Annotated in this window: 11 protein-coding genes; 8 read left to right on the forward strand and 3 right to left on the reverse strand. The window is 46.3% G+C overall.

Annotated features, from left to right (window positions below):
* The first annotated feature begins 245 nt into the window (after nt 1–245).
* The 6 genes from E5331_RS09965 to E5331_RS09990 all read left to right on the forward strand — a co-directional run bounded on the left by E5331_RS09965 (nt 246) and on the right by E5331_RS09990 (nt 8,004).
* Nucleotides 246–1,799 (forward strand): DNA methyltransferase, encoded by a 1,554-nt coding sequence (locus tag E5331_RS09965; RefSeq protein WP_123484709.1) that lies wholly within the window; start codon nt 246–248, stop codon nt 1,797–1,799.
* 22 nt (nt 1,800–1,821) lie between these two features.
* The gene (locus E5331_RS09970; protein ID WP_123484708.1) at nt 1,822–2,910 is read left to right on the forward strand and encodes a hypothetical protein; all 1,089 of its coding nucleotides are present in this window, start codon (nt 1,822–1,824) and stop codon (nt 2,908–2,910) included.
* A gap of 264 nt (nt 2,911–3,174) precedes the next feature.
* Nucleotides 3,175–4,962 carry a translation elongation factor 4 gene (gene lepA / locus E5331_RS09975; RefSeq protein WP_135984599.1) on the forward strand — a complete coding sequence of 596 codons (1,788 nt, stop codon included), beginning with the start codon at nt 3,175–3,177 and terminating at the stop codon, nt 4,960–4,962.
* A gap of 142 nt (nt 4,963–5,104) precedes the next feature.
* Nucleotides 5,105–5,587: a peroxiredoxin gene (locus tag E5331_RS09980; protein ID WP_123483934.1), complete on the forward strand. Its 483-nt coding sequence runs from the start codon at nt 5,105–5,107 to the stop codon at nt 5,585–5,587.
* A 188-nt stretch (nt 5,588–5,775) separates the two neighbouring features.
* A complete protein-coding gene (nhaA, locus tag E5331_RS09985) occupies nt 5,776–7,161 on the forward strand; it encodes a Na+/H+ antiporter NhaA (protein WP_123483998.1) in 1,386 nt (461 codons plus the stop codon).
* Between the two features lie 126 nt (nt 7,162–7,287).
* Nucleotides 7,288–8,004: a phosphatase PAP2 family protein gene (locus E5331_RS09990; protein ID WP_123483935.1), complete on the forward strand. Its 717-nt coding sequence runs from the start codon at nt 7,288–7,290 to the stop codon at nt 8,002–8,004.
* 165 nt (nt 8,005–8,169) lie between these two features.
* Here the strand turns inward: E5331_RS09990 and E5331_RS09995 are convergent, their stop codons facing one another.
* Genes E5331_RS09995 through E5331_RS10005 form a run of 3 tightly spaced genes read right to left on the reverse strand, consistent with a single transcriptional unit; the run spans nt 8,170 to nt 11,826 of the window.
* Complete coding sequence (locus E5331_RS09995; RefSeq protein WP_123483936.1) at nt 8,170–9,870, reverse strand: acyl-CoA dehydrogenase family protein; 1,701 nt, start codon at nt 9,868–9,870, stop codon at nt 8,170–8,172.
* Entirely contained in the window at nt 9,870–10,898 is a 1,029-nt protein-coding gene (locus E5331_RS10000) for an electron transfer flavoprotein subunit alpha/FixB family protein (RefSeq protein ID WP_123483937.1), read from the reverse strand. Before E5331_RS10000 ends, E5331_RS09995 begins: the two co-directional genes overlap by 1 nt.
* A gap of 58 nt (nt 10,899–10,956) precedes the next feature.
* Complete coding sequence (locus E5331_RS10005) at nt 10,957–11,826, reverse strand: electron transfer flavoprotein subunit beta/FixA family protein (RefSeq protein ID WP_123483938.1); 870 nt, start codon at nt 11,824–11,826, stop codon at nt 10,957–10,959.
* A gap of 206 nt (nt 11,827–12,032) precedes the next feature.
* Here E5331_RS10005 and E5331_RS10010 point away from each other — a divergent pair, with 206 nt between their 5' ends.
* Nucleotides 12,033–13,457 (forward strand): tetratricopeptide repeat protein, encoded by a 1,425-nt coding sequence (locus tag E5331_RS10010; protein WP_135984601.1) that lies wholly within the window; start codon nt 12,033–12,035, stop codon nt 13,455–13,457.
* Nucleotides 13,454–14,914, forward strand: a complete 1,461-nt coding sequence (locus tag E5331_RS10015; protein WP_123483940.1) for a carbon starvation CstA family protein — start codon at nt 13,454–13,456, stop codon at nt 14,912–14,914. Before E5331_RS10010 ends, E5331_RS10015 begins: the two co-directional genes overlap by 4 nt.
* Nucleotides 14,915–15,004 lie beyond the last annotated feature (90 nt).

Genomic DNA, 15,004 nt, shown 5'->3' on the forward strand with positions numbered 1-15,004 from the left:
AGAGTACCAAGATCACGGAGAATGTTAGAAAATCTCTGTGCCCTTGGTGCTCTCAGCGGTTCAATATGCATGCAAGATAGATATTGATAGACTTTGTAGAATTGACTGTTTTTCTTGATATTATCATAATTATTTTAGTATAATAAAGTTTTTATAGACAAAATATAGGGTATGGTATTATTTTTTATTGTATCTTTGTTGAGAACAGCATATTTCGCATTGATGTAATATAATTGATGTAATATATGAGTAACGAAAAAACAGCACCACGATATTTTATACACAAATATTGGGGCAAGAAACCGGCTTCAGGTATTAGCCCTTTAATTGACAGATATTCTAATCCCGGAGACACTGTAATTGATCCATTTTCAGGGTATGGGGTGTTCTGTTGTGAAGCATATCTTAAAAATCGAAATGTAATAGTAAATGATCTTAATCCCATTGCAAATTTTATTGCCAGGAATTTATTTTCAAAAGATGTGAATCTTTCTAAAACAAAGAAGTTATGGGATGACATAAGAATAGAATTATCTTCGTATATAGAGGAATGGTACAGTATAACTATAGACAATGTGACTTATCTGCCGATTTCTGTTTTAAGAAGCAAGGAAGGATTGCCACTCCAATTTACATTTAAGGATGGGAGAAAGACATTAATTAAAGATATTCCGACAGATATTGCGCAGAAATTCTGTGAGTATGAAGATCACTATGAGGTGAAAGATTGGTATCCCGTAGTTACTCTGATTGAAAATTCAAGAATATCGGCGCATACTGACATGAAGGTTGAGGATCTTTTTACCAAGAGAACTCTTGCTTGTCATGCTAAACTGTTGTCTTTGATAGAAAAATATACTAATGGTTCGGTTAAAGACTTGTTCCTGATTGCATTTACAGCCAATTTAGCAAATTGTTCTAAGCTGGTGCCTCCAATAAAAAGTAGAGGTACTCTTTCACAAGGTGCATGGATGACAGGTTTCTATATAGGTGATACATATATTGAGAATAATGTTTTGCACTATTATGAAAATCGTATCAAAAAAGCAATTAAAGGGAAAGAGGATTATTTAAAAGCACTTTCAGGAGACTTGTTGACCGGGCATATACAATCAACTTACAGAATTACAAATTTTGATGCGAAAGATTTACATCTTCCGGATAATTCGGTAGACTATGTATTCACAGATCCTCCTTATGGTGATAGTGTGCCATATTTTGAGCAAAGTGTCATTTGGAATTCATGGCTTAGATTTTTGCCTGATTATAAGCAAGAGATAGTTATTTCGGATAGTAATCAACGTCAAAAAGATATTGATGCTTTTGAGAAAGATATAAATTCCGCTTTTTCGGAGATCCGAAGGATATTAAAAGATAACAAATTTTTCTCACTGACATTTCATTCTTTGTCCGGATTAGAATGGAAGGCAGTAAGCAATGCGTGTGTGTCTAATAATTTTAACGTTGTTGATTATGAGTGGTTGGAACAAAAAACGTATCCACCAAGACAACTCAATCGGGTTAAGTCGATAAAAGGGGATGTGCTTGTTACGTTTCGTAAGAATCCCGGTAAGGCACAACAGAATATTTGTGATGATAGGCAATTCACAAGTGTTGTCAGTGATTTTATAAAAGAGACGATTCAAAAAGGAATTACTGATACCAATGGAATAATGATGGCTATAATGGAATGGATACTGCGTAGGATGCTTGTCATTGGAAATGTAGATGTGTTTAAGATTTTAAATAAAGACTTCCAGCTTGAGGATAATGGTCAATGGGTAGTTAAACAAGTTTAATAGACTATAAATTTATTTGGAAATGACAAACTTTGAGAAGTGGGACAAGGAATTTCGTTCCCAAAATCTGTATGCCTTTAATAATAACGATAACGCGTTGTTATACCTGAAGGTTAGGGCGGTTTGCAGAGGTAAGCAAATCAAGCAATTTATTGATAGGAATGGTATTGTGCTGAACTCAACAAAAATTAATGATCAGTTTGTTGAATTGTTCTCAGTAATTGAGAGTATTCCAGATGGAATGGCTATGCTTGATGCCTATCTGCGTGACAGGAACAACGAGTGGTATCACACAATGGGTATTGATGAAGAAAAGTTGAAGAGCGGTTTGCGTCAGATAGATAGTTATGAATGGGGTGGTGATCAGGAAAATTCACTGGATCAATATCTCATAAGGAGATATGTCAAGGTAATAAGTGATTTTGATGAACTTAAATATAAGGCAGATGCGATTGCTGTAAATGCGTGGAAATTTGTTCAAACCAGTTGGTATAATAATTGGACATCATATCTGATTGAGTCAATGTTTAAAAGACACAATCGGGTTTTGTCAGCAGTTGGGGAGATTAAGAGTGTTGACTTTTTTATTGATAATAACCCTGTAGATTTGAAAGTCACCTATTTCCCGGAAGCATATATGCAGAATAAATTAAAGGAGATTTTAGGTAATTCGGAAATTACATGGCTTAAACGGCAAGCCAAGTCAGTCGGAATTATGCCGGATAAGAATCTTACGGATTCTAAGCAATATTCATTTCTCAAAGAGGAACTTGAAAATCATGGGCATTCGGAGATTGTAGGCTATTTGTCTGAAATAAGAAAGCAAATAGTTGATGATGCTCGAAAAAATCCTGAAAGTTTGGTAACATGGCTTTATGAGAATCAGAGTCCTCGGTTGTTTGGTGCAGAGAATCGCTTATTTGTTGTGCTCATTGATTTAATAAATATGAATCAGTCATGGAAAATGAAACGGGCTTTTTCATTGATAGAGCCAAGAATTAACCAATATCTTGATTCATTTAATGCTAAATCGTTGAAAAAGATAGATTTTACATTCAATAAAAAGAATTATGAAAGTCTGGCTGATATAATTTTTGTTGTAAAAGAATAATAATGAAGTTGTTTAAACTTGTTTCAACGATTGCTTAGAGTACCAAGATCACGGAGAATGTTAGAAAATCTCTGTGCCCTTGGTGCTCTCAGCGGTTCAATATGCATGAAGAAGTATAGCAGATGAATTGTGTGCATCGTGGTGGAATGTGGATAGGTTTAGGGTATATTGTCGGGAATTTATCATTATTTTATGCAGTTGGAGGGCGTTTTATATCAACATATTTTTGAAAGTTTGCTAACTTTGCAAAAGAAATAAGGAAAAATGAAAAATATACGCAATTTCTGCATTATCGCTCATATCGACCACGGCAAATCTACGCTTGCCGACCGACTTCTGGAGCGAACGAATACGGTAGCTTCCAAAGATATGGAGGCGCAGGTGCTTGACGACATGGATCTGGAGCGTGAGAGAGGTATCACTATCAAGAGTCATGCCATACAGATGGATTATGAACTCAATGGTGAGAAATACGTGCTTAACCTTATTGATACTCCGGGACACGTCGATTTCTCGTATGAGGTGTCGCGCTCTATCGCAGCTTGTGAAGGAGCACTGCTGATTGTGGACGCCTCACAAGGTATACAAGCGCAGACAATCTCCAACCTCTATATGGCTATCGACAACGATCTGGAGATCATTCCGGTGATCAATAAGTGTGACCTCGACAGTGCCAAGCCGGATGAGGTGGAAGATCAGATAGTGGATCTTCTTGGTTGCGACCGGGAGGAGATAATACGCGCCAGTGGCAAGACGGGCATGGGTATTGACGACGTACTGCAGGCTATCGTGGAGAGGGTGCCTGCACCCGAAGGTGATCCGGAGGCTCCCCTTCAGGCTCTGATCTTCGACTCGGTGTTCAACCCATTCCGCGGAATCATAGCATATTTCAAGATTGTCAACGGCACGTTGCGAACAAACGACTTCGTGAAGTTTGTGTCAACAGGTAAAGAGTATCATGCCGACGAAATCGGCGTGCTCAAACTCGATATGATGCCCAAGAAAGAATTGTCGGCAGGCAACGTGGGCTATATCATATCGGGAATAAAGACTTCGAAGGAGGTGAAGGTAGGCGATACCATTACCCATGTAAACCGTCCGTGCGAGTCAGCCATAGATGGTTTTGAGGAGGTGAAGCCTATGGTGTTTGCCGGAGTCTATCCCATTGAGACGGAAGATTTCGAGAATCTTCGTGCATCACTGGAGAAACTTCAGCTTAATGACGCGTCGCTCACGTTCCAGCCTGAATCATCGGCAGCTCTCGGATTCGGTTTCCGTTGCGGTTTCCTCGGGCTTCTTCACATGGAGATCATTCAGGAACGTCTCGGACGTGAGTTTGACATGGATGTCATCACTACGGTGCCCAACGTGTCGTATAAGGTATATGACAAGAAGGGGAACGTCACAGAGGTACACAATCCGTCGGGACTTCCGGAAGCTACCCTCATTGACCATATCGAGGAGCCATATATCCGCGCCACAATTATCACGCAGGCAGATTATATCGGTCCGATTATGACCCTGTGTCTTAGCAAGAGGGGAGAACTGGTGAAACAGGAATATATCTCCGGCAACCGTATGGAGATCACGTTTGACATGCCTCTCGGAGAGATTGTCATTGACTTCTACGATAAACTGAAGTCAATATCCAAGGGTTATGCTTCATTTGATTATCATCTGCATGATTTCCGTGAGTCAAAACTTGTGAAACTCGACATACTGTTGAATGGCGAGAGCGTGGATGCCTTGTCAACGCTCACTCATGCCGACAATGCTGTAAGGTTCGGGCGAAGGATGTGTGAGAAACTGAAGGAGCTGATACCGCGACAGCAGTTTGATATAGCCATACAGGCGGCAATCGGAGCAAAAATTATAGCGAGGGAGACAATCAAGGCAGTCCGTAAGGACGTGACAGCCAAGTGCTACGGAGGTGATATTTCCCGTAAGCGCAAACTGCTTGAGAAGCAGAAGGCGGGTAAGAAGCGCATGAAGCAGATCGGATCGGTGGAAGTGCCGCAGAAGGCATTTTTGGCAGTGCTTAAACTTGATTGAGGGTAGGAGTGTTTATAGTGTATAGTTTAAGGTTTATAGTTTATGGCTTAGGTTTATGGTTTAGGTTTTAAGGTTTATCAACCATCAACTATCAACCATAAACTATAAACCATATACCATCAACCATCAATAATCTGAAAATATGAATATAGGCGACAAGATGCCCGATCTTCTCGGGAAAGACAGCAACGGCAATGATGTGCGACTATCGTCGTTTCCTGCCGGAATGAAATTTATAATATATTTTTATCCGAAAGACAGCACTCCGGGGTGCACGGCAGAGGCTATCAACTTCCGCAACAATTACGATAATTTCCTACAGATGGGTTATCAGGTGATCGGCATAAGTAAGGATTCGGAGGCAAGTCATCAGCGTTTCGCTGAGAAACAGTGTCTGCCGTTCCCATTGGTTGCCGACACCGACACCTCGCTCTGTCAGGCTGCCGGAGTGTGGCGTCAGAAGAAGATGGCAGGTCGGGAATATATGGGCATTGTCCGAACCACGTTTGTGTGTGATCATGACGGCACAGTGACCGATGTCGTAGAGAAAGTCAAGACGAAACTTGCCGCCGAGCAGCTATTCGCTCTGCTTGACGGAAGGGGAGGCATCAATCCCGCGCCCTGATCCACCACTGCATTATCATCCCTGCCGGCACCCTTTATGAGACGGGGTCTTATTCCGGCGGGGATTTGCCATTTGAGAAACACACTCCGGGGAAACACCCCTTTCTTTAGGAACACACGTCTCCACGGAGATAAATTTATATCTGCTTATCTTAATCTTAATGGCGGCGGCGACGTCGCATGATTGCTATGTCAAACGTATTCTATACTGCGCGCAAAACAATAAAGAATCTTACGCAAGGGGGAAATGCCCTTCTCGTGGCGACCGGACTCGCGCTGCTGGTAGTCAATCTCCCATTCCTGCATGATTTCTATAATTCGCTCTGGACTCATGAACTTGCCCTTCAGGTGGGCAGTTTCAATCTCTTCAGTCATCATGGGCACCCTATGAGCATAATGGCGTTTATCAATGATGCACTTATGGCAGTATTTTTCTTCTCTGTCGGTCTTGAGATAAAGAGGGAGGTTCTGGTAGGCGAATTGTCGTCGTTCCGTCAGGCATTACTCCCGGTAGTGGCTGCTTTGGGTGGCATGGTGGTGCCTGTGGCAATATTTTTCCTTATCGGGCACGGCAGCGACTATATCGGAGGAGCCGCCATACCCATGGCGACCGATATAGCCTTCTCTCTTGGAGTGCTTGCTATGCTTGGCAACCGAGTGCCTATAAGCCTTAAGATATTTCTCACCACGCTTGCCGTAGTTGACGATATAGGGGGCATACTTGTCATTGCCATATTCTACAGCTCTGATATAAATTACTGGATGCTGCTTGGGGCTGGCGGTCTGCTTGCCATACTCGCCCTCGGTGGCAGAATGGCGATACAGAGCAAGGTGTTCTATCTCGGTATCGGTGCATTCATCTGGTTCCTTTTCCTTAATGCGGGTATTCATCCCACTATTGCCGGAGTTCTGATAGCTTTCTGTGTGCCGGCAAAGCCTGTGTATGCCCCCAAGAAATACGTTAAGACAATACGTAAGAATATCAGTCTGTTCAAGCAGGAGGATGAGGAGAAACTCACATCGCGCACCATACTGACGAAAGACCAGATGAACTGGCTGAAGGAGATAGAGTCGGCTTCCGATAAGGTTATATCCCCGCTTCAGGATATGGAGGATTCTCTGCATCCGGTGGTGAACTACATTATAGTACCGCTCTTTGCCTTTGCCAATGCCGGTATATATTTCGGCGACCTTAAGCTTTCCGCCCTGTTTGACGGTGTTGCGCCGGCCATCATCATAGGATTGGTGGTAGGCAAGTTCTTGGGCATATTCCTGTTTACGTGGTTTTGCATAAAATTGAAATGGGCACCGATGCCCGAGTCAAGCAATTTCCGTCAGCTTGCGGCAGTGTCTATGTTGGGCGGTATCGGTTTCACTGTGTCGCTCTTCATAGCCAACCTGTCGTTTGGCACGGGCGACCCATATATGAGCGCGATTCTTAACAATGCAAAACTGGGCATCCTTGTCGGCTCTTTTCTTGCCGGATTCCTTGGCTGGTTGCTTCTTTATCTCACTCTTCCAAAAGAGAATCGCACTCTGCCTGGAGATGGAGAGGAAGAAGATGATGGAAAATGACAGTCAAATGACGCCCGAGGGATAAAATTTTTCGCAAATATGCCAAATAATCAGAATTATTTCATAAATTTGCAAAAGAGAAAATGCAAATAAATTTCATAACTAACGACCTAACGATTTGAAACCATGATTGAATATCTGATGAATTTGGATACAGAGGTTTTTTTATTCCTGCATTCCGGGCAAAATGCGTTCTGGGATATTGCCATGAAAATGGCAAGCGGACGCCTCATCTGGGCAGGAATGTATCTTGTCATGATCTATGCTATGCTGCGCACGTTTGGCTGGCGCACAACGGTAGTCATGACCCTTATGGCAATTGTGGCGGTGGGTGCCGCCGACCAGATATGCGCGAGTGTGCTGCGTCCGATATTTGAGCGTCTTCGTCCATCAAATCTTGACAATCCACTTTCTGCGATGGTAAGGGTGGTTGATGGCTACAGGAGTGGAGCCTACGGATTTCCATCCTGTCATGCCGCCAATACGTTTGCCCTTGCCACTGTGATGTCGATGCTCTTTTTCCGCAGGCGGTTCACGTTCTTCATAATATTTTGGGCATTGCTCAATTGCTATTCGAGGATATATCTCGGTGTGCACTATCCGGGAGATCTTATGGCCGGCATAATAATAGGTATACTCTGCGGCATGATATTCTTCCTTGTCGGCAGACTGTGGATCAACTATTGGCCCGGATGCAAGATACCCGGAGCGCATGACCATGTGCGCAAGGTGGAGTTCAATGGAGGGTGGCCCATATATTATCGTCCGGTAGATCTTGTCATAATAGCCGGTGTGCTCACGATGATCTCGATTCTTATCTGCGCCGCTTCAATATTCGTCTGAAAAGATGCGATCTTCATAAGTGAAAAAATGGACGTCTGCCAATTGGCGGACGTCCTTCTTATTAACGGATCTGAATTAAAATGGAATGTTGTATGTGCTGAAGTTGCCGAAATTCAATGTGTCGGATATCCGGCAACTTCATTATTTAATCAGATTATGATTCTTTCAATAGAGATAGTCGCTGATCTGCTCGGGACGGAAGTTGCCGATGAAAGATGCGTGTTTCTCCACTTCTGCCTGACCGTACTTGACGTAAACTACGAGAGATTTGTGGAACTCCTCGTTTCTCTCGGCATCTTCAAGAAGGAGATAGCCCATGATGATATGTCCTGCCATCTCCACGAGGCGACGAGCCATGAAGTCGTGATACTTGGTGTCTTCCACGCCCATCACTGCCTGAACGGCATCAGCATACTGCTGAGTCATGAATACGAGAGTATTCTTGATTGCCTCATTTGCCGGACTAACCTCCTGTGCCTCAAATTCGCGAATCTTGTTGAGATAAGTGCCGGTGGTGACGTGGCGGATAGCCGCTACCACCTGAAGCTGAGTCGTGCCCTCATATATTGACGTGATACGTGCGTCGCGGTAGATGCGCTCGCAGGCATAATCCTTCATGAAACCTGAGCCACCGTGAATCTGGATACAGTCGTAGGCGTTCTGGTTGCAATATTCGGAAGTCATGCCCTTTGCAAGGGGAGTGAAGGCATCAGCCAGACGGCTGTAGTATTTCTGTTCCTTCTTCTCCTCAAGGGTAAGAGGACGCTCTTTTGCGATGTCGTCATAGATCTTATACATGTCGACAAAACGAGTGCAGGCATATAGAAGCGCACGCGAAGCGTCGAGCTTGGCTTTCATCACGGAGAGGATTTCAGCCACGGCGGGGAACTCGATGATTGCCTTGCCAAACTGCATACGCTCCTTGGCATATCCGAGAGCCTCACGATAGGCAGCTTCGCTGATACCGACCGACTGTGCGGCGATGCCGAGACGGGCACCGTTCATGAGTGCCATCACGTATTTGATAAGACCGAGACGGGTGCTGCCTACGAGTTCGGCAGGAGCATCCTTATATACGAGTTCGCAAGTGGGGCTACCCTTGATACCCATCTTGTTCTCGATACGGCGGACTGTGACGCCCCCGTTACGCTTGTCGTAGATGAACATGGAAAGACCGCGGCCATCCTTCGAGCCCTCCTCAGAGCGTGCAAGCACCAGGTGGATATCGCTGTCACCGTTGGTGATGAAGCGTTTCACGCCGTTGAGCACCCAAGAGCCGTCTTCCTTCTTGGAAGCCTTCAGCATTACCGACTGAAGGTCGGAGCCGGCATCAGGCTCGGTGAGGTCCATCGACATTGTCTCTCCCTCGCATACGCGGGTGATATATTTCATCTTCTGTTCCTCGTTGGCAAACTCATATATGGTCTCTGCGCAGTCCTGAAGACCCCAAAGGTTCTCAAATCCGGCATCAGCACGGCTCACCATGTCGGCAGCCATGATATAGGGGGTGATGGGGAAGTTGAGACCGCCGAGACGACGGGGCATCGACATGCCCATCAGCCCTGCCTTGCGGCAGGCATCGAGGTTGCGTGCAGTGCCGGAAGCATATTCCACGTGTCCGTTTTTCACTACCGGACCCTCATGGTCAACGTCCTCGGCATTCTCCGCGATAACGTTTGCACAGATGTCGCCCACGATTTCGAGCACACGGTCATAGCTGTCCATGGCATCCTCGAAATTCTGGGGAGCATAGTCATATTTGTCGGCGTCGGCAAAGTTTCTCTCTTTCAGATCCACGATCTTCTCCATCATCGGATGGTTGAGATAGTGTTTCAAAGAGTCGTTGTCATTATAGAAATTAGCCATTATTTTGAATTCTTTTTGTAATACTTGATAAGTTTAGGAAGAACGTCCTCAATCTTGCCTGTGATCACATAATCGGCGATTGTGTTGATCGGAGCGTTAGGATCGGAGTTGACGGAGATGATTATTGAGGAATCCTGCATTCCGGCTATGTGCTGGATCTGTCCGGATATGCCGCAAGCGATGTAGAGCTTCGGACGGACGGTGACGCCTGTCTGACCGATCTGACGGTCATGGTCAGCCCAGCCAGCATCCACGGCAGCACGGCTTGCGCCCACTTCTGCGCCGAGAGTGTCAGCGAGTTGCTGCAGGAGCTCGAAATTCTCCTTACTTCCCATGCCATAGCCGCCGGCAACGATGATGGGGCTTCCTTTGAGGTTCACCTTTGATTTCTCCACGTGGCGATCGATGATCTCAACCACGAAATCCTCAGGACGGGTGTAGGCGTTTACGTCCTTATTGATGATTTCTCCTTTATAGTTGGAGTCGACAGCCTCTTTCTTCATGACACCCTCACGGACAGTAGCCATCTGCGGACGGCAGTCAGGATTCACGATGGTGGCTACGATGTTGCCGCCGAAAGCCGGACGTATCTGATAAAGGAGATCCTTATATTCTTTGCCTGTCTTGACGTCGGTGTAGTCTCCGATCTCGAGAGAGGTGCAGTCAGCGGTCAGACCGCTGTGGAGAGCTGACGACACACGCGGACCGAGGTCACGACCGATTGAGGTCGCACCCATGAAAGCGATGCGCGGCTGTATCTCCTTGAAAAGGTTGATGAGGATAGATGAATGGGGGAGGGAGGTATATGGATAAAGACGAGAGTCTTCAAATTTGTAAACTGTGTCTACGCCGTATGGAAGGATCTGCTTTTCAATATCCTTCATATTGTCGCCGGCAACCACAGCCTCGAGTTTGATCCCGAGTTTGTTGGCGAGCTGACGTCCTTTGGTAAGAAGCTCCAAGCTAACGTCGGCGACTTTGCCGTCTTCATATTCGCAATAGACGATAAGATTATTTTTGTCTGCCATGAGTTCAGATGTTTTCTATTGTTGATTTTAGGAGAGCATAATCCGGAAATAATAAGGATCAGCCGATAGTGTGGTTAGCGATAAGGTCAACGATCAGAGCCTCCAGCTCCTCGTCGTTGTTTTCGATTCTGCGTGCTTCTTTAGCAGTGAACACTACATTCTCGATAGACTTCACCTTTGTGGGCGAGCCTGCGAGACCACACTGAGCGAGGTCAGCATCGACAGTGGCTGCATTCCATTCGCCGATTGAGAGATAAGGACGTTTCTCGATAAATTCCTTTTTAGCCTCATCGGCAGCCACTTCAGAAGGCACGGCTGCATATTTGAATTTCTGGAGTGCCTTAGCGTTGCGCGGACGGCAGTCAGGCGCAGAGTTGTTGACAGTAACTACGAGCGGCATCTTTGCCTTGACAGTCTCAACGCCGCTTTCAATGCGCCGCTTCACTACAACCTCGCCATTGTCGGCACTGATGATCTCCTCTGCGTAAGTGATCTGCGGGATTCCGAGTTTTTCGGCAATCTGCGGACCCACCTGTGCGGTGTCGCCGTCAATAGCCTGACGTCCGCCAATTATTATGTCGAAATTGCCGATCTTCCTTACTGCTGCGCTGAGAGCGTATGAAGTGGCGAGCGTGTCGCTTCCTGCGAATGCTCTGTCGGAAAGCACGACACCGCCGTCAGCACCACGGAACATTCCTTCGCGGATGATTTCAGCGGCACGTGCCGGACCCATTGTCAGGACAGTGACTTTACTTCCGGGGTAGAGGTCTTTCAATCTGAGTGCCTGCTCGAGAGCGTTGAGGTCTTCAGGATTGAAGATTGCCGGGAGGGCGGCACGATTGATGGTGCCGTCAGCCTTCATGGCGTCTTTCCCTACATTGCGGGTATCAGGTACTTGCTTTGCGAGTACAATGATATTTAAGCTCATATAGATGGAATTTATGGTTTGTTTTTGTTGTTTCGATATTAATTTACGTGGCAAAGTTACTAAAAAAAGTTTAAAAACACCTACAAACGGAGCTTTCTTGTTTGCAGATATGTTTGAAATATCATTAAATTTAACTAATTTTGTCGCGATAAAGCCACTTCGTGATGCGTGATTGATGGCTTTTTACAGACTAACCTTTTTAAGAAGTGAAAAAGATTTACCTATCATTGATGATGGCGTGTGCCTCTCTCGGCGTCTATGCCGACACGCTTGAAGATGCACGCAAATTCTTGGTCGAGGGGGATCATCAGCAGGCCAGGACTGTGCTCGACAAGGTTGTGGCTTCCAATCCTAAGAGTAAGAATTCCGCGCAATACATGTATATTCTCGGTGCTTGTGAGTTGGAGGATGGCAATTACGACAATGCCGAACGTCTTCTCACGGAAGCGAAGAAGAAGGGGGCGGCTGCCGCCAATCTGTATCTCGGGCGTCTCGCGTTTCTGAATTATGACTTCGAGACCGCCATGGATTTCTATGATGAGTTTAAGACCTACCAGGAGAAGACCAAGACTGTAGGCGCGGAGGCGGTCAAGGAGAGCGAACGTCAGCTCACTGCTGCCGAGAATGCCCTGGAGAGGGTGGAGCGTATTGTGGTGATTGACTCCATTGCGCTACCCGCAGATATATTCTTCAAATCGTATAAGCTTCCCCCCTCCGCCGGGAGATTGCTTCTTCCTTTCGAAATCCCATTTGAGGAGCATCAGGGGAAGGCGCGCATGGCGTTTGTCAACGAAGGGGGCGACTATATGATGTGGGGGGAGCCGGACAGTGTCGGCAACGTAAGGCTTGTGGAGAGTATACGCCTGCTTGACGGCACGTGGCATGAACCTGTTGAGACTCCCTCTTTGCTCAATAAGGGTGGATATGCAGATTTCCCTTTCATGATGTCGGACGGCGTGAGACTTTATTATGCCTCCACGGGATCTGACTCGATGGGGGGATATGATATATTCGTGGCATCACGCGACCCGCAGACCGGAGAGTATCTTCAGCCGCAGAACGTAGGCATGCCATTCAATTCCCCTTACGACGACTATATGCTTGCCATCGATGAGGAGAATGGAGTAGGCTGGTGGGCTACTGACCGCAACCGTCTTGGTGATAAGGTGACGGTATACGTCTACATACTCAATGACCTGCGAAAGAATTATGAGCCTGACAGCGAGAACCTCATAGAGATGGCGCGCCTGACCGATTATAAGGCAACGTGGAATGCTGAGGATGTGGCGCAGTATGAGGCTATCCTTGAGAAAATTTCAGCTATCGATCCCGACTATACGGAGAAAGAGGCGGATTTCAAGCTTCCGGTGGGGAATGGCAATTACTATACGCATTATTCCGATTTCAAGCACGGTGCGGCAAAGGATGCGATGAAGGCTTATCTTGCCGCCTCCCGCAATGTGGCTTCCACCGAGAGAAAGCTTGATGGGCTATACAAGCGTTATCCGGTGAACCATGCCGACAATGTGAAGCAGGAGATCCTGCGTCTTGAGTCGGAATTGGAAAAGCAGAGGAAAGATCTTATAAATAAAAGAAGCGACGTGTATCGTTTGGAAAAAATTACAAAATGATTTCGTTTATAATTGCATTGGGCGTCCTTGTGATCGGGTCGTATTTCTACGGTAGATTCGTAAGTAAGGTGTTTGGTGTCGATCCATCGAAACCGACACCGGTGAAAAGGATGGCAGACGGTGTGGACTATGTGGAATTGCCTACCTGGAAGATTTATCTGATTCAATTCCTGAACATAGCCGGACTCGGACCGATCTTTGGCGCAGTCATGGGCATTATGTTCGGACCTGCAGCTTTCCTTTGGATTGTATTCGGCACAATTTTCGGTGGTGCTGTCCATGATTTTCTCAGTGGGATGCTCTCCATCCGTCGCGACGGGGCATCACTGCCGGAACTGGTGGGTGAGCAGTTGGGCAACCGCATCAAGCAGGTGATGAGAGGTTTTGCCGTGCTGCTCATGATTCTTGTCGGTGCAGTCTTCGTCTACAATCCGGCAGACCTGCTTGCTATGCTCACTCCGGAGCATCTCGACAAGATGTTCTGGATAGTGGTGATATTTGCCTATTATATGGCAGCTACGCTGCTCCCTGTAGATAAACTTATCGGTAAGCTTTATCCATTGTTCGGTATCGCACTCCTCTTTATGGCAGTCGGCATATTGACGATGCTGTTTGTCAACGGGGGTGTGCCGGAGATGTGGGACGGATTCTATAACCACAAGCCGGATCCGGATTCAAACCCGATATTCCCCATGATGTTCGTCTCGATAGCTTGCGGCGCGATTTCCGGTTTCCATGCCACACAGTCGCCGATGATGGCTCGTTGCATCAGCAATGAAAAGCATGCGCGTATAGTGTTCTATGGTGCGATGGTGACGGAGGGAGTCGTTGCGCTGATATGGGCAGCCGCTGCGATAGCATGCACGGGAGGATACGATAATCTTCAGCAGACGCTTGCCGGCAGCACTCCGGCAGTGCTTGTCAACAATCTCTCCACCAGCTGGCTCGGCACGTTCGGCGGCATTCTCGCCATACTGGGAGTCATAGCAGCCCCCATCACATCGGGCGACACGGCATTGCGTAGCGCACGCCTGATGACGGCAGATTTCATGGGCGTGGAGCAGAAGAGCATAGTGAAACGTCTGATGGTGTCTATTCCTATATTCGTGCTGACGTTTATCATCATGCTGCTTCCCTACGAGGTGTTGTGGCGTTATTTCGCATGGTGCAATCAGGAGCTTTCAGTGTTCACGTTGTGGGCGTTGACTGTGTATCTTGCTGCAAGAAAGAAACTATATATTGTCACCCTTATCCCTGCGCTCTTCATGACCGCAGTCACCACCACCTATATATTCTTTGCTCCGGAGGGCTTCAGTGCGCTTACCACGGCGGCATGGGGTATGCCGGTGCCTTACGAGGTGGCGGTTGGAATAGGAGTTTTGGTCAGTGCGCTCTTCCTCGCCATATTCACTATGTGGCTGAGAGGGGCAGAGAGCCGTGAGCCGGTTATGGATTGAAAGATCTTTATTTATAGTTTATGGTTTATAGTTTAAGATTCATGGAAATCTATGAATCTTTCCACTCTATAAAAATTAAACGATAATACC

Origin of the sequence: Lepagella muris (genome assembly GCF_004793975.1) — a bacterium.
Lineage (GTDB): Bacteria > Bacteroidota > Bacteroidia > Bacteroidales > Muribaculaceae > Lepagella > Lepagella muris.